The sequence below is a fragment of the Acetobacter pomorum genome (genome assembly GCF_002738225.1).
In the GTDB taxonomy this organism is placed as follows: Bacteria; Pseudomonadota; Alphaproteobacteria; order Acetobacterales; family Acetobacteraceae; genus Acetobacter; species Acetobacter pomorum.
In genome coordinates this window covers 1-407 of the sequence record NZ_PEBQ01000156.1, presented here as the reverse complement: position 1 = coordinate 407, position 407 = coordinate 1, and the positions used below count along the sequence as shown (strand labels likewise).

At 49.4% G+C, this 407-nt stretch carries 1 protein-coding gene; it reads left to right on the top strand.

All coding sequences use genetic code 11. The features are described from left to right. Positions 1-96: 96 nt before the first annotated feature. The coding region (locus CSR02_RS12595) for an MFS transporter (RefSeq protein ID WP_208616833.1) at positions 97-407 on the top strand (311 nt) is incomplete at its 3' end.

Sequence of the window (407 nt, the reverse complement as noted above, 5' to 3'; positions counted from 1 at the left end):
AAAGGAAAATCTCACTCTCGTTATGAAAGAGTCTTGGAAGAACTCTACTTATAAGAACATTGGACTTAGCCTAAATTTTGTAAGGAAAGCGCAATTATGGAGAAAGGGCAGGCGCTTTCCGTGAAAGAAAAGATAGCCTACGGCTGTGGTGATGCTGCCTCCAACATGATGTGGGGCATGACGTCATCCTATCTGATGTATTATTACACAGATATCTACGGCCTGCCGCTGGTTGCTGTCTCATGGATACTGCTGGTGGCCCGTGTTGTGGATGCTTTCTGCGATCCGGCCATTGGCTATGTTGTTGACCGTATCGGCGGGCTGATCGTGCCACGTCTGATCCGCTCCCTTGCCATTCCCTTCGGTATAACGGGTTTTCTGTGCTTTCTGGCTCTGCCGCTTTCGCC